The following is a 21,048-nucleotide window of genomic DNA, read 5'->3' as shown; positions in this document are numbered from 1 at the left end:
ATACGCGTCCTCCGCCACCGGCGCCGGGCCCTCCGGGTGGACCTCGGCCCGGCCGACCACGGCGGCCCGGCCGCGCGGCGCGGGCGGGGTGAGGTGCTCGATGCCGATGTCGCCCGGGTAGCGCTGCCCCGGGAACTGTGGCCGCCACTCGTGGGTCGGCTCGGCGGCCCACGAGGGTTCGGCCGGCTCGCGCCAGCGGTCGTAGCCGCTCATCGGGGGGTCCTGTCGCCGCTCGCGCGGCGCGGCCCCGGGGCCGGCTCGCGTCGCTCGCTCACGGCGAATTTCACCTCGTTGCAAATTGTCGCGCGGGGCACCGGACGTGCCGGTAGAGTCGCGCGGTCCGGTACGTCGTGGCTGCGGAAGGAGGGTAGCGGCGTGGGCTCGGTCACCGCCACTGTGGCACCGCCCACGGACCCAAACGTTACCCGATGGTTTCGGACATTCGGCGCGATAGCAGCATCCGGTTTCCGCCGGTACGCCACCTACCGGCAGGCCGCCGTGGCCGGAGTCGTCACCAACACGGTCTTCGGTCTGCTGCGCTATTACGTCTTCCTGGCGGCGGCCGACGCGTCGGGCCGGGTCGCGGGCTACGATCGCGCGCAGCTCGCCACCTTCGTCTGGGTCGGGCAGGGACTGCTGGCGGTCCTCGCGATCTGGGGCTGGACCGAGCTGGCCGACCGGATCCGTACCGGCGAGATCGCCGCCGACCTGCTCCGGCCCATCCACCCGGTGACCAGCTATCTCGCCACCGACCTGGGCCGGGCCGGGTTCGCCGCGCTGGCCCGGCTGGTGCCGCCGATGCTGATCGGCCTGCTCTTCTTCGACGTGTACCTGCCCCGCCGCCCGGCCACCCTGCCGCTGTTCGTGCTCTCCGTGCTGCTGGCCCTGATCGTCTGCTTCGGCTGCCGCTACCTGGTCAACGCCACCGCGTACTGGCTGCAGGACGTCCGGGGGCCGATGATCCTCTGGACGCTCTCCTCCAACGTGCTCGCCGGCCTCTACTTCCCGCTCGCCTTCCTCCCCGGCGGGCTCGAGGCGGTGCTGCGGTACGGCACCCCGTTCCCGAGCCTGTTGCAGATCCCGCTCGACGTGCTGGTCGAGCGGGAGCCGACGCCGGTGCAGCTCGGCCTGGTCGGCGTGCAGGCCGGCTGGGCGGTCGCGGTGCTCGCCCTCTGCCGGCTGGTGCAGCGCCGGGCCGAGCGCCGGCTGGTGGTGCAGGGTGGCTGAGCCGGGGACGCTGACCGACACCCCGGCGCCCGCCTCGCCGGGCGAGGAGCGGCCGGGCGGTCCGGAGCCGGCCGGCCGGCGGCCGGGTGCGCTGGGCGCGTACCGGGCGCTGCTCGGGGCGCAGGCCCGGGCGCAGACCGCGTACCGGACGTCGTTCGTGGTGGACCTGGTCGGCAACGTGGGGGCCACCGTGTTCGACGTGGTCACCGTGTTCGTGCTCTTCGGGGTCACCCGCGAGCTGGGCGGCTTCACGCTGCACGAGACGCTGGTGATCGTCGGCCTGTCGTCGTTCGCGTTCGCCACCGCGGACCTGCTGGTCGGCAACATCGAGCGGCTGCCCCGGTACGTCCGCACCGGCCTCTTCGACGCGGTACTGGTCCGTCCGCTGGCCGCCCTGCCCCAGCTGCTGCTGATGGACCTGCCGGTGCGCAAGGTGTCCCGGGCGGTGTTCGGCCTCGCCGTGCTGGTCGCGTCGCTCGCCTCGGCGGGCCTCCACTGGACCGCCGGCCGGTGGGCGTTGGTGCTGGTCGCGCCGCTCGCCGGGGTGGTCTTCTTCGGGGCGGTCTTCGTCACCACCGCCACCGTCTCGTTCTACTGGATCGACTCGGGCGAGGTGGCCAACTCGGTCACCTACGGCGGGCGCGACTTCACCGCTTACCCGGTCACCGTCTACGGCGGCTGGTTCCGCGCGCTCTTCGCGTACGGGATGGGCTTCGCCTTCGTCAGCTACCACCCGGCCCTGGCGCTGCTCGGCCGGGCCGACCCGCTCGGCCTGCCCGGCTGGGCCGGCTGGGCCGCGCCCGGGGTCGCGCTGGTCGCCGCGGCGGTCGCCACCCTGGCCTGGCGGGTCGGGATCCGTCACTACCGGAGCACGGGATCATGAACGTCATCGAGATGAGCGGGCTGCGCAAGGACTTCACGGTCCGGGTGAAGGCCGGGCGGCTGCGCCGGGAGAAGCGGACGGTCACCGCGGTCGACGGGATCGACCTGCGGGTGGAGCGGGGCGAGATGCTCGGCTACATCGGCCCGAACGGCGCCGGCAAGTCGACCACCCTGAAGATGCTGACCGGCGTGCTCATGCCCTCGGCGGGGCAGGCCCGGGTCTGCGGGCTGCGTCCGGTGGCCGAGCGGACCCGGCTGGCCATGCGCATCGGCGTGGTGTTCGGGCAGCGCTCGCAGCTCTGGTGGGACCTGCCGCTGCGCGAGTCGTTCGAGCTGCTCCGGCACGTCTACCGGGTACCGGCGGGCGAGCACGCGGCACGGCTGAACCGCTGCCGCGGGCTGCTCGACCTCGACGAGTTCCTGGACATCCCGGTCCGGCAGCTCTCCCTCGGCCAGCGGATGCGCGGTGAGCTGACCGCCGCCCTGCTGCACGGCCCGGAGGTGCTCTTCCTCGACGAACCGACCATCGGGCTGGACGTGGTGAGCAAGCAGGCCGTCCGCGGCTTCCTGGCGGAGCTGGGCCGGGCCGGCGACACCACGCTGGTGCTGACCACCCACGACCTGGCCGACATCGAACGGCTCTGCCACCGTCTCGTGGTGATCGACCACGGCCGGGTGGTGCACGACGGGTCGATCGCCGACCTGCACAGCCGCTACGGCTCCCGGCGGATGGTGATCGCCGAACTGGACGCGGCGCTGCCGGAGCCGCCGGAGCTGCCCGGCGCGCCGTTGCAGCGGGTGGAGGCGGACGGGCGCCGGCTGGTCTTCGCGCTGGAGTCGGCGACCGTCGCCGAGGTGGTCGCCGGCCTGGCCGGGCTGGCCACCCTGCGGGACATCTCGATCGTGGAGCCGGACATCGAGGAGGTGGTGGCCCGGCTCTACCGGGCCCCGGCGGGAGGGAAGGGGGCCCTGACGACGCCTCGGGCGTGACGGGTCCCCCCTCGACGGCCGGCCCGGACGGAAGCGCCGGGCGCAGCGGTCAGATCTTGTCGCCGATGTTCACCCGCGGCGCCGGGGCGCGCATCCGGCGGAACGTGATCGAGCGCATGATCGCGTAGAAGTAGAGCGAGCCGAGCCGCTCGGTGCTCTTCGGGTAACGCTCGCGCACCAGCTTCTTGATCTTTCGCGAGATCAGGAACGAGTCGATCACCACACCGAGCGCCAGCAGGCCCCACAGCACGTTGGAGAGCAACCGGACGATCGGCGGCATGGCCTGGTTGGAGCCGACCAGCACGATCAGCGCGCCACCGAAGAACCAGGTGCCGACCGTACGCCGGGAGTCGACCACGTTGCGGGCCAGCAGCCGCTCCGGGCCCCGGTCACGGGGGCCGCCCTCGCGCCGGAACTCCGCCGCCGCCTCGGCGCGGGACGCCCGGCGCTGCTCCCGGGACTCCTCCTTGGTCAGCGGCCTGGCCGGCGCGGTCGGGCGGCGGCCGGTGGCCGGCCGCTTCGGGGTGACCTGCCCCAGCTCCTTCTTGCTCGGGGTGTGGCCCCGGGAACGGGCAGCGGTGGACTCCTCGTCGGTCGTCACCGAGGTGACGGACTCATCGACCAGGTCGGCGGGCTTGCGGCGAAACAGCGACGGCACGCCGGCAAGGGTAGCCAAACGCACGCGCCCGGTGCACATCGCGGGTGCACCGGGCGCGGAAAAGAGCGGCGTGACGTTACGGACGCTCGACGTGCGCGCCCAGGTCCGCCAGTTTGGCCTCGAAGTCCTCGTAGCCCCGGTTGATCAGGTCGACGCCGTACACCCGGGAGGTGCCCTCGGCCGCGAGCGCCGCGATCAGGTGGCTGAACCCCGCCCGCAGGTCCGGGATGACCAGGTCGGCCGCGTGCAGCTTGCTCGGGCCGGCGATCACCGCCGAGTGCTTGAAGTTGCGCCGGCCGAAGCGGCACGGGGTGCCGCCCAGGCAGTCCCGGTAGACCTGGATGTTGGCGCCCATCGTGTTCAGCGCCTCGGTGTAGCCCAGCCGCTGCTCGTAGACCGTCTCGTGGACGATCGACAGGCCCCGGGCCTGGGTCAGCGCCACCACGAGGGGCTGCTGCCAGTCGGTCATGAAGCCGGGGTGGACGTCGGTCTCCAGCGCCACCGCGTTCAGCTCGCCGCCCGGGTGCCAGAACCGGATGCCGCCCTCCTGGCCCGGGCGGCCGGCCCGCGGCGGGCGCAGGTCGGTCACCTCGTACTCGCCGCCGACCGAACGGAAGATGTTGAGGAAGGTCATCATGTCGGCCTGCTGGGCGCCGAGCACCTCGACGTGGCCGCGGGTGGCCAGCGCGGCCGCCGCCCAGCTCGCCGCCTCGATCCGGTCCGGGATCGGCCGGTGGGTGTAGCCGCTGAGCCGCTTCACGCCCTGGATCTCGATCACCCGGTCGGTGTGCACCTTGATGATCGCGCCCATCTTCTGCAGCACGCAGATCAGGTCGATGATCTCGGGCTCGACGGCCGCGTTGCGCAGCTCGGTCACGCCCTCGGCCATCACCGCGGTGAGCAGCACCTGCTCGGTCGCGCCCACGCTCGGGTATGGCAGGGCGAACTTGGTGCCGTGCAGGCCGTTCGGCGCCGACAGGTGCAGCCCCTCCGGGGTCTTGTCGACCGTCGCGCCGAACTCCCGCAGCGCCTGGAGGTGGAAGTCGATCGGGCGCGGACCGATGTGGCAGCCGCCCAGGTCGGGGATGAAGGCGTGACCGAGCCGGTGCAGCAGCGGACCGCAGAACAGGATCGGGATCCGGCTGGAACCCGCGTGCACGTTGATCTGGTCGGTGCTGGCGCTCTCGACGTTGGACGGGTCGAAGACCAGCTCACCGTCCTCCTCGCCGTCGCTCACCTTCACCCCGTGCAGGCCGAGCAGCCCGCGGACCACCTCGACGTCCCGGATCCGCGGCACGTCGAACAGCCGGCTGGGGGTGTCGCCCAGCAGGGCGGCGACCATCGCCTTGGACACGAGGTTCTTCGCGCCGCGCACGCGGATCCGCCCTTGAAGCGGAGTGCCTCCGTGTACGACCAGGACGTCGTCGGTCAACGCAACCTCCAGCGCGCTTCTGCTGCCGTGTAGATGGGTGGGGTGCACGATTCACATCGCTACCCGCAATGCGGCCACGGGAAAACGGCCCGCGTGTCGTCGCCCCGGCAGCATAGCCCTCCGTGACGAAAATGGAATCGGTCACATCACCAGTGAGGGCATGAACCGGGGATTCCGGTGCTATTCCGTACCAGTGCCGTGACCGAGCGTGATCAGGCGCCCGGCAGGGCGAGCATCTGGTCCAGCGCCGCCCGGGCGTGCCGCGCGGTGTCCGGGTCGACGGTGATCTGGTTGACCACCCGACCGGCGACCAGCTCCTCCAGCGCCCAGACCAGGTGCGGCAGGTCGATCCGGTTCATCGTCGAGCAGTAGCAGACCGCCCGGTCGAGGAACATGATCTGCTTGTCCGGGTGGGCCAGCGCCAGCCGGCGGACCAGGTTCAGCTCGGTGCCGACCGCCCACGCCGAGCCGGCCGGGGCCGCCTCGATGGTCCTGATGATGTACTCGGTCGAGCCGACGAAGTCGGCGGCGGTGACCACCTCGTGCCGGCACTCCGGGTGGACCAGCACGTTGACCCCGGGCACCCGCTCCCGCACGTCGTTGACGCTGTCCAGGGTGAAGCGGCCGTGCACCGAGCAGTGCCCGCGCCAGAGGATCATCTTGGCGTCCCGGAGCTGCTCCGGGGTGAGCCCGCCGTTCGGCTTGTGCGGGTCGTAGAGGACGCAGTCGTCCAGCGAGAGGCCCATCTCCAGCACCGCGGTGTTGCGGCCCAGGTGCTGGTCGGGGAGGAAGAGCACCTTGCGCCCCTGCTCGAACGCCCAGTCCAGCGCCCGCTTGGCGTTCGACGAGGTGCAGACCACGCCGCCGTGCCGGCCGACGAAGCCCTTGATGTCGGCCGAGGAGTTCATGTACGTCACCGGGACGGTGTCCGCCGCGACGCCCAGCTCGGTCAGCACGTCCCAGGCCGTCTCGACCTGCGACAGCACCGCCATGTCGGCCATCGAGCAGCCGGCGGCCAGGTCGGGCAGGATCACCTTCTGGCTGTCCGAGGTGAGGATGTCCGCGCTCTCGGCCATGAAGTGCACGCCGCAGAAGACGATGTACTCGGCGTCGGGGCGGGCCGCCGCCTCCCGGGCGAGCTTGAACGAGTCGCCGGTCACGTCGGCGAACTGGATCACCTCGTCGCGCTGGTAGTGGTGGCCCAGCACGAAGACCCTCGTGCCGAGCGCGGCCTTGGCCGCCGCCGCCCGGGCCACCAGATCCGGGTCGCTCGGCGCGGGGAGGTCACCCGGACACTCCACGCCACGCTCGGTGGCGGGGTCGCTGCCGCGGCCGAGGAGCAGCAGCGCAGTGGCGGTGTTGGAGGGCTCAACCCAGGTCGAAGTCACGCCTCCCATGGTCCCACAGCGCGGCCGGACCGCAGCCGTCCCCGATGTGGCCTGCCACACTGCTCGGCATGCGCGTGCTGCTCTGCCCCGACAAGTTCGCCGGCACGCTGCCGGCCCTAGAGGTGGCCGCCGCGGTGGCCGAGGGCTGGCGGGAGGTGGCCCCCGGCGACGAACTGCTGGTCCGGCCGCTCGCCGACGGCGGCCCCGGGTTCGTCGCCGTGCTCGCCGAGGCGCTCGGCGGCCGGCGACTGCCGGTGCCGACCGTCGACCCGCTCGGCCGCCCCGCCGCCGGTGAGATCCTGCTCACCGACGACGGCACCGCCTACCTGGAGAGCGCCCAGGCCTGCGGACTGCACCTGCTGTCGGCCGCCGAGCGCGACCCGAAGATCACCACCTCGTACGGGCTGGGTCTGCTGGTCGCCGCCGCGGTCGAGGCGGGCGCGCGGACCGTGGTGATCGGGCTGGGCGGCTCCGCCACCAACGACGGGGGCGCCGGCATGCTCACCCCGCTCGGCGTCACCGCGCTGGACGAGGCCGGCCGGGCCCTGCCGTACGGCGGGGCGGCCCTGGCGGCGGTGGCCGCGCTGGACGGCGCGCCCCGGCTGCGTGGCGTCGCCCTGGTCGCCGCCACCGACGTCGACAACCCGCTGCTCGGGCTGCACGGGGCCAGCAACGTCTACGGCCCGCAGAAGGGCGCCGGCCGGGAGGACGTGCTGCTGCTCGACGCCGCGCTGGAGCGCTGGTCAGGCGTGCTGGAGCGGGAACTGCCCGGCTGCCCGCCCGGGCTGGGCGTGCTGCCCGGCGGTGGGGCGGCCGGCGGGCTGGGCGCGGCGGTGCTGGCGCTGGGCGGCCGGTGCGAGTCCGGCATCGGACTGGTCACCCGGGCCATCGGCCTGGACGCCGCGCTGGACGCCGCCGACCTGGTGGTCACGGGGGAGGGATCCTTCGACCACCAGTCGCTGCGCGGCAAGGTCGTCGCCGGGGTGGCCGGGGCGGCCCGGGACCGGGGCGTGCCGTGCGTGGTGCTGGCCGGTCGGGTCAGCACCGGGCGGCGGGAGGCCGCGGCGGCGGGGGTGACCGAGGCGTACAGCCTGGTGGAGCACTTCGGCGGCGAGGAGAGCGGCGGCGTGGCGGCCGCGATGAGCCGACCCGCCGAGGGGCTGCGCGCGCTCGGCGGGCGGCTCGCCCGGCAGTGGAGCCGCTGAGCCGGCGGTGCCGGCCCCGCCCGGGCGCGGCGGAATCCGGCCCTCACCGAACCGCCACCCGCGTCGACCGGCGCCCGGGGGGCACTGGCCTGCGGTGCGGCTCACGCGCCACGGTTCCGCCACCGGAGGTGACTCCCGGCGTGGCGGCGTACGATCGGATCTGGACCACACCGGGAATCACTGGCGGACGCGCGACGTTGGCCAGTGCGTCCGGACCCATACCGCGCAGGGAGATTTCCACGTGACCACGCCAGCGCAGACCGAGTCGACCGAGGCCAAGGCCCCCAGCACCGTCGTCCTCACCGACGTCGCGGCGCAGAAGGTCAAGGCCCTGATCGAGCAGGAGGGCCGCGACGACCTGCGGCTCCGGGTCGCCGTGCAGCCGGGCGGCTGCTCCGGCCTGCGGTACCAGCTCTTCTTCGACGAGCGGTCGCTCGACGGTGACATCGTCACCGACTTCGACGGTGTCGAGGTCGTCGTCGACCGGATGAGCGCCCCCTACCTGGCCGGAGCGACGATCGACTTCGCCGACCGGATCGACGCCCAGGGCTTCACCATCGACAACCCGAACGCCGGCAACTCCTGCGCCTGCGGCGACTCCTTCAGCTGAGTCGACCGAGCGCCGGCGCCGCGCCGGTCCGCCCGCCACGTCGGGCAGGGCCGGCCTGCCCAGCGACGACAGCGGCGGGGCCGCTCCCGGACCGGGGGCGGCCCCGCCGCTGTCTGCCGCCCTGCCCGGTATCGTCCGGGTGCTGCGCGGCGGTATCCGTCCGGTGACGGTCGACCGTACGGTGGTTGACCTCCCCTCGACCGACCTGCGACCGGCGCGCCGATCGGACCGGTAGGCTGACCCGCGCCGTGCTCCCGACCACGAGGGTTGACATGAAGATCGCCGTGACCGGCTCGATCGCGACCGACCACCTGATGAGCTTTCCCGGCCGCTTCGCCGAACAGCTCATCGCCGACCAGCTCGACAAGGTCTCCCTGTCCTTCCTCGTCGACGAGCTGGTGCTCCGTCGCGGCGGCACCGCCGCCAACATCGCCTTCGGCATGGCTCAGCTGGGCCTGCACCCGGTGCTGCTCGGCGCGGTCGGCGCCGACTTCGCCGACTACCGTTCCTGGCTGGAGCGGCACGGGGTCGACTGCGACTCGGTGCACGTCAGCGAGGTGGCGCACACCGCCCGCTTCGTCTGCACCACCGACCTCGACATGTGCCAGATCGCCTCGTTCTACGCCGGCGCGATGAGCGAGGCCCGCAACATCGAGCTGGCCCCGGTGGCGCAGCGGCTCGGCGGCCTCGACCTGGTGCTGGTCAGCGCCAACGATCCGGCCGCGATGCTCCGCCACTCGGAGGAGTGCCGGGAGCGCGGCTACGCCTTCGTCGCCGACCCGTCGCAGCAGCTCGCGCGGATGGACGGCGCGGACGTGCTCAACCTGGTCGACGGTGCCGGCTACCTGATGACCAACGAGTACGAGAAGTCGCTGCTGCAGAGCAAGGCCCGGCTCAGCGACAGCCAGCTGCTGGACCGGGTGAAGGTCCGGGTCACCACCCTGGGCAAGCAGGGCGTCGAGATCGCCAGCCGGGACTTCGAGACCATCCACGTGCCGATCGCCCGGGAGATCCAGGCGGTCGACCCGACCGGGGTCGGCGACGGCTTCCGGGCCGGCTTCTTCGCCGCCCTGAACTGGGGCGTCAGCCTGGAACGGGCCGCCCAGGTGGGCTGTCTGCTGGCCACTCTGGTGCTGGAGAACTTCGGCGGCCAGGAGTACGAGGTCCGACGGGACCTGTTCGTCAAGCGGCTCGCCGAGTCCTACGGCGACGAGGCCGCCGACGACGTCCGGCCGCACCTGCTGCCGTGACGACCGGCGCACCGGCTCCCGACGGCGGGGTGGAGCCCGGCGCGGTGCGCCCCGGCGTGGGCGGCCCGCTGCTGGTCGCCTTCGCGGGGCTGCCGGGCGCGGGCAAGAGCACGCTCGCCGTCCGGGTCGGCGCCGCGCTGCGTGCCCCGGTCCTGCCGGTCGATCCGGTGGAGCGGGCCCTGGGTCGGTACGGCCTGGTCGGCGACGTGCCCGGGATGGCCGCGTACGGCGCGGTCGCCGGGCTGGCCGAGGTCCAGCTCGGGCTCGGACTGAGCGTGGTGGTCGACGCGGTGAACCCGGTGGCCAGCGCCCGCGGCCTCTGGCACGACCTGGCCGAGCGGGCCGGGGTGCCGCTGCGGGTGATCGAGGTGCACTGCGGGGACGAGGCCGAGCACCGCCGCCGGGTCGAGGCCCGCCCACCCGACGAGTACCACCCGACCTGGGAGCAGACGCTGCTGCGCCGGGCCGAGTACGAGCCGATCATCGGCCCGCGCCTGGTGGTGGACACCGCCGTCGACACCGACCCGCTCCCCGGCATCCTCGCCTACCTCCGCTGACCCGCCCGCCCCGCCCCGCGCCCGCGCCTGATTCACGGAAAGAGTGGCCTTCGAGCGTGGAACAGCCACTGTTTCCGGGAATCAGCGCGAAGCGGGGGCGTGGGGCGGGGAGGGGACAGGGTCAGTGGGTGCGGCGGATGTCGTAGGCGGGGCCCCGGTCGGGGTGGGCGGCCAGGAAGTCGTGGCCGCGCAGGCGGCAGAAGGCGGGAATGTCGACCGCCGCGGCCGGATCGTCGGCGAGCACCCGGACGACCGCGCCGACCGGCAGTTCGGGCAGGCGGCGGGCCAGGTTGATCACCGGCAGCGGGCAGCGCTGTCCCCGGCAGTCGAGCACCTCGTCCGGCTGCGTCACAGGCCCGCCACCCCGGCCTCGGCGCGCAGGTCGGCGACGATCCCGGGCAGCTCGGCGAGGAACCGCTCCACGTCCGCCTCGGCGGTCTCGCGGTGCAGCGACACCCGCACGTTGCCGTGCGACAGCACCCCCATCGCCTCCAGCACGTGCGACGGCCGCAGCGTGGACGAGGTGCAGGAGGAGCCGGAGGAGACCGCGAAACCGCGCCGGTCCAGCGCGTGCAGCAGCGCCTCGCCGTCGACGTACAGGCAGGAGAAGGTGACCAGGTGCGGGAGGCGGTCCACCGGGTCGCCGACCACCTCCACGTCCGGCACGTCGGCCGCCACCCGGTCGCGGATCCGGTCCACCAGCGGCGCCAGCCGGGTCGCCTCGGCCGCCGCGTCGGCCGCCGCCGCGCGCAGGCTGGCCGCCGCCGCCACCACCGCGGGCAGGTTCAGCACCCCGGGGGTACGTCCCGACTCCCGCTCGTCGGCCGGGAACGGCGACTCCCAGCGGGTGCCCTTGCGGATCACCAGCAGGCCGACCCCGGGCGGCCCGCCCCACTTGTGCGCGCTGGCGGTCAGCATCGACCAGCCGGCCGGCAGCGGGGCCCGACCGACCAGTTGCGCCGCGTCGACGTAGAGCGGCACGCCCGCCTCGGCGCAGAACTCCGCCGCCGCCGGCACCGGCTGCACCGTGCCCACCTCGTGGCTGGCGGCGATCAGCGCGGCGAGGGCCACCCCCGGGCCGGACAGCGCCGTCGCCCAGGCGTCCAGGTCCAGCCGGCCGAGCCGGTCCACCGGTACGGAGACCGCATCCCCGCCGCCGGCCACGTGCCGCTCGGCGGCGTGCAGCACCGCCGAGTGCTCGATCGCGGAGTGCACCAGCCGGGCCCCGACCCGCCGCCGGCCGGCCAGGCCGCCCAGCACCGCGGCGTGCGCTGCCGCCGTACCGCTGGGGGTGAAGGAGAGCTCGTCGGCGCGGACGCCGAGGGTCTGCGCGGCGGCCTCGCGGGCGGCGTCGAGCAGCTGGCGGGCCCGCCGGGCCTGGCTGTAGAGCTTGGCCGGATCGGCCCAGCCGTCGTCCAGGGCGGCCAGCAGCGCCTGCCTGGCGACCGGGTGCAGCGGCGCGGCGGTGGCCGCGTCCAGGTAGACCGGGGTTGTGTTCACGAGACCGCCTCGCTCCGCTCGTCGGCGGCGCGCGGCGCCGCGCCACCGAGCCTGCCGCGTCGTCCGCTGCGCTCGCTCACGAACACTCACGCTATCGCGTCGGTACCGGCAAGATCCCCCCGATGGGGGCGGACAGTGACCCCAAGGCGGTCAGGCCCGTCATGGTCGAGTAATCTGCGACCGTCGGTGACGCCTTTGCCGTCGGTGTCGAGCGAAACAACCACCGCGGCGCGCTAGGGAGGCAGGACCAGGTGGTCGCAAGGAGTTCGGAGGTACGGTCGTCGGCCGTACGGCACAGCGCTTCCCCGGGGGCCGGTGGACGCCGGCGGCGTGGTGCTGGTCGGCTTGCCGGGCTCGGTCTCGGCGGAGCCGCGCTGCTGGTTCTGCTCACCGGCTGCGACGTCGGCAAGACGTTCGGCGGCTTCGGGTGGCCGCAGGGTGGCATCACGCCGCAGGCCCACCGGATGTACGACCTGTGGATCGCATCCTGCATCGCGGCGCTCGCGGTCGGCGTGTTCGTGTGGGGCCTCATCTTCTGGTGCGTGATCCGCTACCGGAAGCGGGGCAACGCGCTGCCGGTGCAGACCCGCTACAACCTGCCGATGGAGTTCCTCTACACCATCGCGCCGATCCTCGTGGTCTCCGTGCTCTTCTACTACACGGCGGTCGTGCAGACCGACGTGAACAAGGAGTCGAAGAACCCGGACGTCACCGTCGAGGTCGTCGCCTTCAAGTGGAACTGGCAGTTCAACTACCGCGACGGCCAGGGCCGCGACGCGCAAACCGTCGCCTCGACGCTCGGCACCAGCGAGGTCATCCCGGTGCTGGTCCTGCCGAGCGGCAAGTCGATCCGGTTCGAGGAGACCAGCCGCGACGTCATCCACTCCTTCTGGGTGCCGGAGCTGCTGTTCAAGCGCGACGTCTTCCCGGGCAGCATCCGGAACAGCTTCGAGGTGTCCAGCATCGACCAGGAGGGCGCGTACGTCGGCCGCTGCGCCGAGCTGTGCGGCACCTACCACGCCTTCATGAACTTCGAGCTGCGGGTCGTCTCGCCCGACAAGTTCGACCAGTTCCTGGCGGCCAAGAAGGCCGGCAAGTCGACGCAGGAGGCGCTCACGGCGATCGGCGAGAAGCCGTACGCCCAGAAGACCGTGCCGTACGACACCCGGCGCACCAAGAACAACTTCAACCAGTCCGACGCGTCGGCCGGCGCGGGCAGCTGAGGGGGCCGGCATGAAGACCGAGTGGAAGATCTTCCTCATCGTCTCGACGTTCCTGTTCGGCGTGGCGGTGCTCTACGCCGCCTGGACGTACGGCGAGGGCGGCCGGGTCGAGTGGGTCGGCACGGTGGCGCTGCTGCTCTCCGGCCTGCTGACCACGATGTGCGGCGGCTTCTTCTGGTTCGTCTCCCGGCGTATCGACCTGCGCCCGGAGGACCGGCCGGACGGCGAGATCGCCGACGGCGCGGGCGAGGTCGGCTTCTTCAGCCCGGGCAGCTACTGGCCGTTCGGCCTGGCCCTGGCCGCGGCGATCGCCGGGCTCGGCCTGGTCTACTGGCAGATGTGGCTGCTGGGCGCCGGCCTGGTCGCGGTGATCTTCGCCGCCTGCGGTCTGCTCTTCGAGTACTACAGCGGCACCCGGCGCACCGCCGAGCACTGACCTGACGACACGGGAAAGGCCCACGCCCCTGGAGGGGCGTGGGCCTTTCCCGTGTGCCGGCTTTCCCGGGGTACGTCGTTCCCGTTGGCCATGAGGCTGGCGGTGCGGTCCGCCCGTTCGTGGCCGCCAACCTAGTGAGCATCACGCGGCCGGACCGGCCAGATCCTGGAGTGTCGCCGTTCGCAGTCGACGGCGACGCTTCAAGTTCTCGTGCCGGCTCGACGGGCCGTCGCGGCGGTGGGGCGGACGGGAACGTCGGCGGCGTACGCGGGGTGTCGCGGGCGGGGTCAGGCGGCGCGGGGGCGGGGGCGGCGCGCGGTGCGGTGGCGGCGGTCGAGGCGCGGGGCGGGGAAGGCGAAGGTGGCGATCAGCAGGGCCGCGCCGCAGCCGCTGCAGGCCAGCTCGGGGCAGTCCGCGCCGTGCCCGTCGACGCAGGGCGGCGCCTCGAACAGTACGACGCCCTCGCAGTTGTCGCAGTAGAGCTCGCGGTCCGACACGGGCGTCTCCTCTCGCTCCGGTTCCCGGCGTATGGCCGAAAGAGGAAAATTACTCCCGTGTAGTTTGGCACGGCGATCCGACACCTTCCGGAACGGACCCGGCCCCGGGCCGTCCGGCCACCGTCGGGCCGGGGGGAGCGTCAGAGGGAGCGGGACACCTCGAGCCAGCGGTCCAGGGCGCCCGACGCCGCACCCGAGTCGATCGACTCGGCCGCCCGCGCCATGCCGGCCCGCAGCGCCTCGGGCAGGTCCCCGTCGAGCGGGCCCTGGGTGGCCAGCGCCACGGCGGCATTCACCAGCACCGCGTCCCGGACCGGACCGGTCTCCCCGGCCAGCAGCCGCCGGGCCACGCCGGCGTTGTACGTCGCGTCACCGCCCCGCAGGTCGGCCAGGGTGGACCGGGGTACCCCCAGCTCCGCCGCGTCCAGCAGCGCCTCTCTGACGGTGCCCTGCTGGGCCACCCAGACGCGGGTCGGGGCCGCGGTGGTGAACTCGTCCAGCCCGTCCTCCCCGCGCATCACGACGACCGAGTCGCCCCGGGCCGCGAAGACGGCCGCCATCACGGGGGCCATCCGCAGGTCGAAGCAGCCGACCGCGCCGGCCCGGGGCCGGGCCGGGTTGGTCAGCGGGCCGAGGAAGTTGAACGCGGTCGGCACGCCGATCTCCCGGCGCACCGGGCCGGCGTGGCGCATCCCGGGGTGGAACCGGCCCGCGAAGCAGAAGCCGATGCCCGCCTCGACGACGCACCGGGCCACCTGCTCGGGCGTCAGGTCCAGCGGGATGCCGAGGTGTTCCAGCAGGTCCGCGGTGCCGCACGAGGAGGACGCGGCGCGGTTGCCGTGCTTGACCACCCGGACGCCCGCGCCGGCCACCACCAGCGCGGTCATGGTGGAGATGTTGACGGTGTGGGCGAGGTCGCCGCCGGTGCCGACCACGTCCAGCGCGGTGGCCCGGATCTCCTCCGGCAGCTCGACCTTGACCGACCGGCCGAGCATCGCCTCGACCAGGCCGGCCAGCTCGGCGGGGGTCTCGCCCTTGGCGCGCAGCGCCACCACGAAGCCGGCCACCTGCGCCGGGCTGGCCGAGCCGGTCATGATCTCGTCCATCGCCCAGGCGGTGTCGGCGGTGGAGAGCTCCTCGCCGCGCAGCAGCGCGTTGAGCAGAAGCGGCCAGGTCCGTTCGCCCATGGCGGGCCTCCCGAGCGGGCTGGAGAGCGGGTGTGGCGGCCTTCGTCCGGTCCGCAGTGCCGCCGGGCGGCACGGAGGCCGAATCGTGGCCGGAGCGTCGGCGTCACGGCCCCCTTGCCGTGACGCCGGTTGGCTGACTCAGGCCGCGGCGTGTGTGCGCCGCAGCAGCTCGGCCACGGTGGTGCCGGTGGTCACCGGGTCGAGCGGGAAGGTGAGCGTGGCGTCGACCTCGGCGTACGCGGCCAGCCAGCGGTCGGCCGCCCGGGCGATCACCAGGCAGGTCGGCGGGGCGTCGTCGCGGTCGTCCTTGATCTGGCGGGCGATGCCGATGCCGCCGCCCGGGGTCGCCTCGCCGTCGAGCAGGAGCAGGTCGATCTCGTACTCGTCGACGAGCCGGACGCACCCGGCGTAGTCGGCGGCCTCGACGAACTCGATCTCCAGCCCGGGCGCGGGCCGGGTACCGACGGCCAGCCGCATCCGGTCGCGGACCTTGGGGTCGTCGCTGTAGAGCAGGACGGTGCAAAGACGATCGCTCATCGCTGGCTGGCTCCCACCTCGTAGCTGCCCGCTGATCGTAGCGGGCGTCACATCCGGCCGGACGGCCCGCCCTGGCGCACCCCGCGGGACGCTCAGGCGGTGGTCTCCGCGGCGCGCTCGCGGGCCTCCTGGCGGTCCAGCTCGCGGTCCAGCCGGCGCGCCTCGCGCTCTGCCTGCCTGATCCACTGGACGACCAGCACGGCCAGCATGGTGACGCTGACGAACTCACCGCCGGCCCACAGCACCCCGCCGGCGACGACCTGGTCGTTGTGCGGGTCGGACCAGCCCAGGTGCAGCGACGGGTACCAGTCGCCGCCGAGCAGGACGGTGCTCTGCATGATGGTCAGCCCGAGCACGGTGTGGAACGGCACGGAGAGCAACATCAGCAGCGCCCGGGCCGGATACGGCCACCGCCCCGGCAGCGGGTCGAGGCCGAGCAGCGGCCAGAAGAAGACGCAGCCGGTGGCGATGAAGTGGGCGTGCACCAGCTCGTGCGCCCATTCGTGCCGCAGGGTGTACTCGTAGAGGTCGGTGAAGTAGAGCGCGAACGGGTTCACCACGAAGATGGTGAACGCCACCAGCGGGAAGCTGTAGACCCGGGCGATCCGGCTGTGCACGATCGCCAGCAGCCGCTTGCGAGGGCGCACCGGCAGGGTGCGCAGGGCCAGGGTCACCGGGGCGCCGAGCGCCAGGAAGATCGGCGCGACCATGGACAGCACCATGTGCTGGATCATGTGCACGGACAGCAGCGTGGTGTCGTACGCGCCCAGGCCGCTCAGCGTCACGGCGGCGATGCCGCCCAGGCCGGGGCCGAGGAAGAAGACCGTGCGGATCACCGGCCAGCGGACGCCGCGCAGCCGCAGCCGGTACACGCCGTAGAGGTAGAGGCCCGCGGCGAGCACCACCCCGAGGGCGAGCCAGTTGTTCAGCTCGTTCTCGGTGAAGACCCGGGTGACGGTGAACGGCGGCGGGACGGTCTCGCCGCCGCCTGCCAGGGTCGTCGCGACGGCACCCGAGGTGGCGGCGCGGATCTGATCGACGTGCAGCACGCTTTTCAGGGTAGGTCAGGCGAAGCGGACGACCTCGATCGGGCCACTCTCGGCACAGGTTTCCGACCCCGCTGATCGTCGGTCCCGGTCAAGGGCAATAATGACCGCGTGACTGCGGCCCCAGCCATTGACAAGAGCCGGATCCACTCCCTGACCCGACCCAACATGGTCAGCGTCGGGACGATCGTGTGGCTCTCCAGCGAACTCATGTTCTTCGCGGCGCTGTTCGCGATGTACTTCTCCATCCGCGCGGCGGCGCCGGAGCAGTGGGAGAAGCACACCGAGGTGCTGAACATCCCCTACGCGACCACCTTCACGGTGATCCTGGTGCTCTCCTCGGTGACCTGCCAGCTCGGTGTCTTCGCGGCCGAGAAGGGTGATGTCCACGCCCTGCGCCGGTGGTTCACGATCACCTTCGTGATGGGTCTGATCTTCGTGCTCGGCCAGGCGAACGAGTACCGGAACCTGGTCGGCGAGGGCGTCAAGATCAACGCCGACGGGTACGGGTCGATGTTCTACCTGACCACCGGCTTCCACGGCCTGCACGTGACCGGCGGTCTGATCGCGTTCATCATCTTCATGGTCCGCACCACCATGGGCCGGTTCACGCCGGCGCAGGCGACGTCGGCCATCGTCGTGTCCTACTACTGGCACTTCGTCGACGTCGTGTGGATCGGGCTGTACGCCATGATCTACTGGCTCCAGTGATCTTGGCGCGTCACGTACCGCGCCGCTGCTCCGTCCCCTGAGACAAGGTCCAACCGGTTAAGGACACAGGTCATGACTTCTGACAACGACCGCCGACGCGGTCTGCTCGCGCGGCTGCGCGGGCGGCCCGTGGCGCGCAGCAGGGGCCGCCGCCGGCTGGGTGCCGCGGTCCGCCTGACCGCCGCGCTGATGCTGGCCGGCGGCGCCTACACCGTCTTCGCCCCCAGCGTGCAGGCGCAGGACAACCCGCCCCTGAGCGCCGCCGCCAACGAGGGCAAGGCGCTGTTCGACGTGAGCTGTGTGACCTGTCACGGTCGCAACGCCCAGGGCGTCACGGGACGCGGTCCGAGCCTGATCGGCGTCGGGTCGGCCTCGGTCGAGTTCCAGGTCAGCAGCGGCCGCATGCCGATGGTCCGGCAGGAGGCCCAGGCGCAGCGCAAGCCCCCGCAGTTCACCGACGAGCAGGTGCGCCAGCTCGGCCAGTACATCCAGGAGCTCGGCGGCGGTCCGCAGGTGCCGCAGGGCAACCTGCGCGAGGGCGCCAACATCTCCACCGGTGGTGAGCTGTTCCGGATCAACTGCTCGCAGTGCCACGCCTTCGGCGCCGGCGGCGGCGCGCTCTCCTCGGGCAAGTTCGCGCCGAGCCTCAAGCCGGCCAGCGACCGCCAGATCTACGCCGCCATGCTGAGCGGCCCGCAGAACATGCCGGTGTTCGGCGACAACCAGATCACTCCGGAGCAGAAGGCGGACATCATCGCCTACATCCAGGAGAACCTGAAGGCGACCCAGGACCAGGGCGGTTTCAACCTGGGCCGGTACGGCCCGTCGACCGAGGGTCTCGCGATCTTCCTGGTCGGCATCGTCGCGCTGGTCTTCACGAGCCTGTGGATTGCGGGCAAGTCGTGACCGAGCGGATCATTCGTTTCAGTGCTGTGGCGTCGACCCCCGGCGCCACCCGTAGCGAGGTGACGGCATGAGCACCCACACCGAGCACCAGGCTCCGCAGGGCCGGGAACCGCTCGACCTGAACGACCCCCGGCTCTCCCGGTTCGACATCGTCGAGGAGGGCGCGCGGCGGGACGACATCGAGATCGTCCACTACGAGCCGCAGGTCGTCGCGGGCAGCAAGGCGGAGCGCCGGCTGACCCGTACGGTCGCCATGATGTTCCTGCTGACCGGGGCCGCCGCCACGGCGTTCCTGATCATCTACATCTGGTGGCCCTGGCAGTGGGAGGCCGGCCGGGGCGGTGACAAGTTCTACACCCCGCTGCTCGGCCTGACCCTCGGCGTCGCGCTCCTCGGCATCGGCTTCGGCATCCTCACCTGGGGCAAGAAGCTGCTGCCCAAGGAGGTCTCGATCCAGGACCGGCACGACCAGCCGAGTTCACCGGAGGACCGCCGGCTCACCGGCGAGACGATCCTCTACATGGCCGACGAACTCGGGGTGAAGCGTCGCCCGCTGCTCGGCGCCTCGCTGATGGCCGGCCTGCTGCCGGTCGGCGCGGTCGCCGCGGCGCCGCTGGTCGGTGGCCTGATCTCCAACCCGCACAAGAACAACCAGATGTTCACCACCGGCTTCAAGCCGGGCCCCAACGGCGAGAAGATTCGGCTGATCCGCGAGGACGGCCGGCCGATCCGCCCGGCCGACGTCAGCGCCGGCGGCCAGCTCACCGTCTTCCCCGGCGTCGACGGCGGTGTGAGCAACAAGTACGCCGACTCGCCGACCCTGCTGATCCACCTGCGCGAGGACGACGCGCAGAAGTCGCGCGCCGCCAACGCACGCAAGGGCCACGGCGACTACATGTGGGGCAACTACGTCGCGTTCTCCAAGATCTGCACGCACGCCGGTTGCCCGGCCAGCCTCTACGAGCAGCAGACCAACCGCCTGCTCTGCCCCTGCCACCAGTCGCAGTTCCTCATCACCGACAACGCCAAGCCGGTCTTCGGCCCGGCGAACCGGCCGCTGCCGCAGCTGCCGATCGAGGTGGACGAGGAGGGCTTCTTCGTGGCGAAGTCCGACTACACCGAAACCATCGGTCCCGACTTCTGGGAGCGGCCATGAAGCGCCGAAAGTTTGACGTAGCAGCGGTGCCGGCCAAGACCGCCGGGGCGGTGGACGACCGCTTCCAGGCGGCGACCCCGCTGCGCAAGCTGCTGAACAAGGTCTTCCCGGACCACTGGTCCTTCCTGCTGGGCGAGATCGCGCTCTTCTCGTTCGTCGTCCTGCTGCTGACCGGCGTCTTCCTGACCTTCTTCTTCGAGCCGTCGATGACCGAGGTGGTCTACAACGGCAGCTACGCGCCGCTGCGGGGCACCCCGATGTCGGCCGCGTACGCCTCCAGCCTGGACCTGTCGTTCGACGTCCGGGGTGGTCTGATCATGCGGCAGATGCACCACTGGGCCGCGCTGCTGTTCATGGCCGCGATCGTCGTGCACATGCTGCGGATCTTCTTCACCGGCGCGTTCCGCAAGCCGCGTGAGACGAACTGGATCATCGGCTCGCTGCTGTTCTGGGTCGGCTTCCTGGCCGGCTTCACCGGCTACTCGCTGCCGGACGACGGCCTCTCCGGCACCGGTCTGCGGATCGCCTCCGGGATCATGCTGTCGATCCCGGTGATCGGCTCCTGGCTCACCTCGTCGATCTTCGGTGGGGAGTTCCCCGGCACGATCATCATCAGCCGGTTCTTCATCGCCCACGTGCTGCTCATCCCGGCACTGCTGGTGGCGCTGATCAGCGTCCACCTGGGCCTGGTCTTCAAGCAGAAGCACACCCAGTGGCCCGGCCCCGGCCGGACCAACGAGAACGTCGTCGGCGAGCGGATGTTCCCGCGCTACGCGCTCAAGCAGGGCGGCTTCTTCATGGTCGTCTTCGGCGTGATCGCGCTGATGGGTGGCCTGTTCCAGATCAACCCGATCTGGTACTTCGGCCCGTACGAGGCGTGGGTGGTCTCGGCCGCCAGCCAGCCCGACTGGTACGTCATGTTCCTCGACGGCTCGACCCGCCTCATGCCGGGCTGGGAGATCAGCATCCCGATCGGCCACGGGTACGTCATCCCGCCGCTGTTCTGGCCGACGGTGGTGCTTCCCGGCGTCCTGGTCGGCCTGTCGACGATGTACCCGTTCCTGGAGGCGCGCCGCCTCAAGGACTACCGCCACCACAACCTGCTCCAGCGGCCCCGGGACGTCCCGGCCCGCACCGCGGTGGGCGCGATGGCGTTGACCTTCTACGTCGTGCTGACCCTCTCCGGCGGCAACGACGTCATCGCCGACAAGTTCCACATCAGCCTGAACGCGACGACCTGGGCGGGCCGGATCGGCCTGCTGATCCTGCCGCCGCTGGCCTACTACGTCACGTACCGCCTCTGCCTCGGTCTGCAGCAGCACGACCGGGAGGTGCTGGCCCACGGCGTGGAGACCGGCATCATCAAGCGGATGCCGGACGGCCGGTTCGTCGAGGTGCACCAGCCGCTCAGCGCGGTCGACGGCCACGACGGGCACGGCCCGGCGCTGGACTACGTCGGCTGGGTCGTTCCCAAGAAGATGAACCGGCTGGGCGCGCTGGGCCCGGCGATCCGGGGCTTCTTCTACCCGATCGAGAGGCCGGCCGAGGCGCCGGTCTCGCCGGGGCACCCCCCGGTCGAGCCCCGACCGGAGCGGGAGGAGATCGGCAGCGGCGAGAGCCGTCGCTGACCCTCGCGTACGACCGAACCGT

Annotated in this window: 23 protein-coding genes; 13 read left to right on the top strand and 10 right to left on the bottom strand. The window is 72.2% G+C overall.

Features of this window, described 5'->3' with window-relative positions:
• Positions 1 to 213 (bottom strand): hypothetical protein (locus ACL02O_RS28170; RefSeq protein ID WP_412821196.1); only part of this gene is annotated, 213 nt, incomplete at its 3' end.
• Between the two features lie 162 nt (positions 214 to 375).
• Between ACL02O_RS28170 and ACL02O_RS28165 the strand changes: the two genes are divergently transcribed.
• From ACL02O_RS28165 to ACL02O_RS28155, 3 genes are all read left to right on the top strand, one after another.
• A complete protein-coding gene (locus ACL02O_RS28165; protein WP_412821195.1) occupies positions 376 to 1,227 on the top strand; it encodes an ABC transporter permease in 852 nt (283 codons plus the stop codon).
• 91 nt (positions 1,228 to 1,318) lie between these two features.
• Complete coding sequence (locus ACL02O_RS28160) at positions 1,319 to 2,110, top strand: ABC transporter permease (protein ID WP_412821197.1); 792 nt, start codon at positions 1,319 to 1,321, stop codon at positions 2,108 to 2,110.
• Positions 2,107 to 3,099, top strand: a complete 993-nt coding sequence (locus tag ACL02O_RS28155) for an ABC transporter ATP-binding protein (protein WP_412821194.1) — start codon at positions 2,107 to 2,109, stop codon at positions 3,097 to 3,099. Before ACL02O_RS28160 ends, ACL02O_RS28155 begins: the two co-directional genes overlap by 4 nt.
• Before the next feature lie 49 nt (positions 3,100 to 3,148).
• Here the strand turns inward: ACL02O_RS28155 and ACL02O_RS28150 are convergent, their stop codons facing one another.
• The 3 genes from ACL02O_RS28150 to nadA form a co-directional block, all read right to left on the bottom strand.
• On the bottom strand, positions 3,149 to 3,796 hold the full coding sequence (locus tag ACL02O_RS28150) for a DUF3043 domain-containing protein (protein WP_412821193.1): 648 nt from the start codon (positions 3,794 to 3,796) through the stop codon (positions 3,149 to 3,151).
• Positions 3,797 to 3,833: 37 nt separating this feature from the next.
• Positions 3,834 to 5,189 carry a UDP-N-acetylglucosamine 1-carboxyvinyltransferase gene (murA, locus tag ACL02O_RS28145; protein ID WP_412821192.1) on the bottom strand — a complete coding sequence of 452 codons (1,356 nt, stop codon included), beginning with the start codon at positions 5,187 to 5,189 and terminating at the stop codon, positions 3,834 to 3,836.
• A 212-nt stretch (positions 5,190 to 5,401) separates the two neighbouring features.
• On the bottom strand, positions 5,402 to 6,577 hold the full coding sequence (gene nadA / locus ACL02O_RS28140) for a quinolinate synthase NadA (RefSeq protein WP_412821191.1): 1,176 nt from the start codon (positions 6,575 to 6,577) through the stop codon (positions 5,402 to 5,404).
• Between the two features lie 44 nt (positions 6,578 to 6,621).
• Here nadA and ACL02O_RS28135 point away from each other — a divergent pair, with 44 nt between their 5' ends.
• The 4 genes from ACL02O_RS28135 to ACL02O_RS28120 all read left to right on the top strand — a co-directional run bounded on the left by ACL02O_RS28135 (position 6,622) and on the right by ACL02O_RS28120 (position 10,199).
• Positions 6,622 to 7,782, top strand: a complete 1,161-nt coding sequence (locus ACL02O_RS28135) for a glycerate kinase family protein (RefSeq protein ID WP_412821190.1) — start codon at positions 6,622 to 6,624, stop codon at positions 7,780 to 7,782.
• Positions 7,783 to 8,023: 241 nt separating this feature from the next.
• Entirely contained in the window at positions 8,024 to 8,392 is a 369-nt protein-coding gene (gene erpA / locus ACL02O_RS28130; RefSeq protein WP_073833647.1) for an iron-sulfur cluster insertion protein ErpA, read from the top strand.
• Between the two features lie 272 nt (positions 8,393 to 8,664).
• Complete coding sequence (locus ACL02O_RS28125; RefSeq protein ID WP_412821189.1) at positions 8,665 to 9,642, top strand: carbohydrate kinase family protein; 978 nt, start codon at positions 8,665 to 8,667, stop codon at positions 9,640 to 9,642.
• Positions 9,639 to 10,199, top strand: a complete 561-nt coding sequence (locus ACL02O_RS28120) for a P-loop nucleotide/nucleoside kinase family protein (protein WP_412821188.1) — start codon at positions 9,639 to 9,641, stop codon at positions 10,197 to 10,199. The genes ACL02O_RS28125 and ACL02O_RS28120 overlap by 4 nt, the downstream gene beginning before the upstream one ends.
• Before the next feature lie 121 nt (positions 10,200 to 10,320).
• Here the strand turns inward: ACL02O_RS28120 and ACL02O_RS28115 are convergent, their stop codons facing one another.
• Both ACL02O_RS28115 and ACL02O_RS28110 read right to left on the bottom strand, forming a co-directional pair.
• Complete coding sequence (locus tag ACL02O_RS28115; protein WP_412821187.1) at positions 10,321 to 10,551, bottom strand: sulfurtransferase TusA family protein; 231 nt, start codon at positions 10,549 to 10,551, stop codon at positions 10,321 to 10,323.
• A complete protein-coding gene (locus ACL02O_RS28110) occupies positions 10,548 to 11,699 on the bottom strand; it encodes a cysteine desulfurase family protein (RefSeq protein WP_412821186.1) in 1,152 nt (383 codons plus the stop codon). Before ACL02O_RS28110 ends, ACL02O_RS28115 begins: the two co-directional genes overlap by 4 nt.
• Before the next feature lie 251 nt (positions 11,700 to 11,950).
• On the opposite strand from ACL02O_RS28110, the gene ctaC reads away from it, so the two are divergent.
• Both ctaC and ACL02O_RS28100 read left to right on the top strand, forming a co-directional pair.
• Positions 11,951 to 12,922: an aa3-type cytochrome oxidase subunit II gene (gene ctaC, locus ACL02O_RS28105; protein ID WP_412821185.1), complete on the top strand. Its 972-nt coding sequence runs from the start codon at positions 11,951 to 11,953 to the stop codon at positions 12,920 to 12,922.
• Positions 12,923 to 12,932: 10 nt separating this feature from the next.
• Positions 12,933 to 13,358: a cytochrome c oxidase subunit 4 gene (locus ACL02O_RS28100; protein ID WP_412821184.1), complete on the top strand. Its 426-nt coding sequence runs from the start codon at positions 12,933 to 12,935 to the stop codon at positions 13,356 to 13,358.
• A gap of 287 nt (positions 13,359 to 13,645) precedes the next feature.
• On the opposite strand, the gene ACL02O_RS28095 is transcribed toward ACL02O_RS28100, so the two are convergent.
• From ACL02O_RS28095 to ACL02O_RS28080, 4 genes are all read right to left on the bottom strand, one after another.
• The gene (locus tag ACL02O_RS28095) at positions 13,646 to 13,855 is read right to left on the bottom strand and encodes a hypothetical protein (RefSeq protein WP_412821183.1); all 210 of its coding nucleotides are present in this window, start codon (positions 13,853 to 13,855) and stop codon (positions 13,646 to 13,648) included.
• Between the two features lie 140 nt (positions 13,856 to 13,995).
• On the bottom strand, positions 13,996 to 15,042 hold the full coding sequence (gene trpD / locus ACL02O_RS28090; protein ID WP_412821182.1) for an anthranilate phosphoribosyltransferase: 1,047 nt from the start codon (positions 15,040 to 15,042) through the stop codon (positions 13,996 to 13,998).
• Positions 15,043 to 15,180: 138 nt separating this feature from the next.
• Positions 15,181 to 15,579 carry a hypothetical protein gene (locus tag ACL02O_RS28085; protein WP_412821181.1) on the bottom strand — a complete coding sequence of 133 codons (399 nt, stop codon included), beginning with the start codon at positions 15,577 to 15,579 and terminating at the stop codon, positions 15,181 to 15,183.
• A 92-nt stretch (positions 15,580 to 15,671) separates the two neighbouring features.
• The gene (locus ACL02O_RS28080) at positions 15,672 to 16,628 is read right to left on the bottom strand and encodes a cytochrome c oxidase assembly protein (RefSeq protein ID WP_412821180.1); all 957 of its coding nucleotides are present in this window, start codon (positions 16,626 to 16,628) and stop codon (positions 15,672 to 15,674) included.
• 108 nt (positions 16,629 to 16,736) lie between these two features.
• Between ACL02O_RS28080 and ctaE the strand changes: the two genes are divergently transcribed.
• From ctaE to qcrB, 4 genes are all read left to right on the top strand, one after another.
• Positions 16,737 to 17,336, top strand: a complete 600-nt coding sequence (gene ctaE / locus ACL02O_RS28075) for an aa3-type cytochrome oxidase subunit III (protein WP_412821179.1) — start codon at positions 16,737 to 16,739, stop codon at positions 17,334 to 17,336.
• A gap of 72 nt (positions 17,337 to 17,408) precedes the next feature.
• A complete protein-coding gene (qcrC, locus tag ACL02O_RS28070) occupies positions 17,409 to 18,242 on the top strand; it encodes a cytochrome bc1 complex diheme cytochrome c subunit (RefSeq protein ID WP_412821178.1) in 834 nt (277 codons plus the stop codon).
• Positions 18,243 to 18,309: 67 nt separating this feature from the next.
• Positions 18,310 to 19,398, top strand: a complete 1,089-nt coding sequence (qcrA, locus tag ACL02O_RS28065) for a cytochrome bc1 complex Rieske iron-sulfur subunit (protein WP_412821177.1) — start codon at positions 18,310 to 18,312, stop codon at positions 19,396 to 19,398.
• Positions 19,395 to 21,026 carry a cytochrome bc1 complex cytochrome b subunit gene (qcrB, locus tag ACL02O_RS28060; RefSeq protein ID WP_412821176.1) on the top strand — a complete coding sequence of 544 codons (1,632 nt, stop codon included), beginning with the start codon at positions 19,395 to 19,397 and terminating at the stop codon, positions 21,024 to 21,026. Before qcrA ends, qcrB begins: the two co-directional genes overlap by 4 nt.
• Positions 21,027 to 21,048 lie beyond the last annotated feature (22 nt).

Origin of the sequence: Micromonospora mangrovicola, from assembly GCF_047200535.1 — a bacterium.
Taxonomy (GTDB): Bacteria; Actinomycetota; Actinomycetes; order Mycobacteriales; family Micromonosporaceae; genus Micromonospora.
This window is presented reverse-complemented; position numbering and strand designations above follow the sequence as displayed.

What these genes read in the sequence shown, in the direction of transcription:
- ACL02O_RS28155 (WP_412821194.1), top strand. Translation starts at nt 2,107, where the DNA reads ATGAACGTCATCGAGATGAGCGGGCTGCGCAAGGACTTCACGGTCCGG.
- ACL02O_RS28150 (WP_412821193.1), bottom strand. Translation starts at nt 3,796, where the DNA reads ATGTGCACCGGGCGCGTGCGTTTGGCTACCCTTGCCGGCGTGCCGTCG.
- ACL02O_RS28135 (WP_412821190.1), top strand. Translation starts at nt 6,622, where the DNA reads ATGTGGCCTGCCACACTGCTCGGCATGCGCGTGCTGCTCTGCCCCGAC.
- ACL02O_RS28125 (WP_412821189.1), top strand. Translation starts at nt 8,665, where the DNA reads ATGAAGATCGCCGTGACCGGCTCGATCGCGACCGACCACCTGATGAGC.
- ACL02O_RS28100 (WP_412821184.1), top strand. Translation starts at nt 12,933, where the DNA reads ATGAAGACCGAGTGGAAGATCTTCCTCATCGTCTCGACGTTCCTGTTC.
- trpD (WP_412821182.1), bottom strand. Translation starts at nt 15,042, where the DNA reads ATGGGCGAACGGACCTGGCCGCTTCTGCTCAACGCGCTGCTGCGCGGC.
- ACL02O_RS28085 (WP_412821181.1), bottom strand. Translation starts at nt 15,579, where the DNA reads ATGAGCGATCGTCTTTGCACCGTCCTGCTCTACAGCGACGACCCCAAG.
- qcrC (WP_412821178.1), top strand. Translation starts at nt 17,409, where the DNA reads ATGACTTCTGACAACGACCGCCGACGCGGTCTGCTCGCGCGGCTGCGC.
- qcrA (WP_412821177.1), top strand. Translation starts at nt 18,310, where the DNA reads ATGAGCACCCACACCGAGCACCAGGCTCCGCAGGGCCGGGAACCGCTC.
- qcrB (WP_412821176.1), top strand. Translation starts at nt 19,395, where the DNA reads ATGAAGCGCCGAAAGTTTGACGTAGCAGCGGTGCCGGCCAAGACCGCC.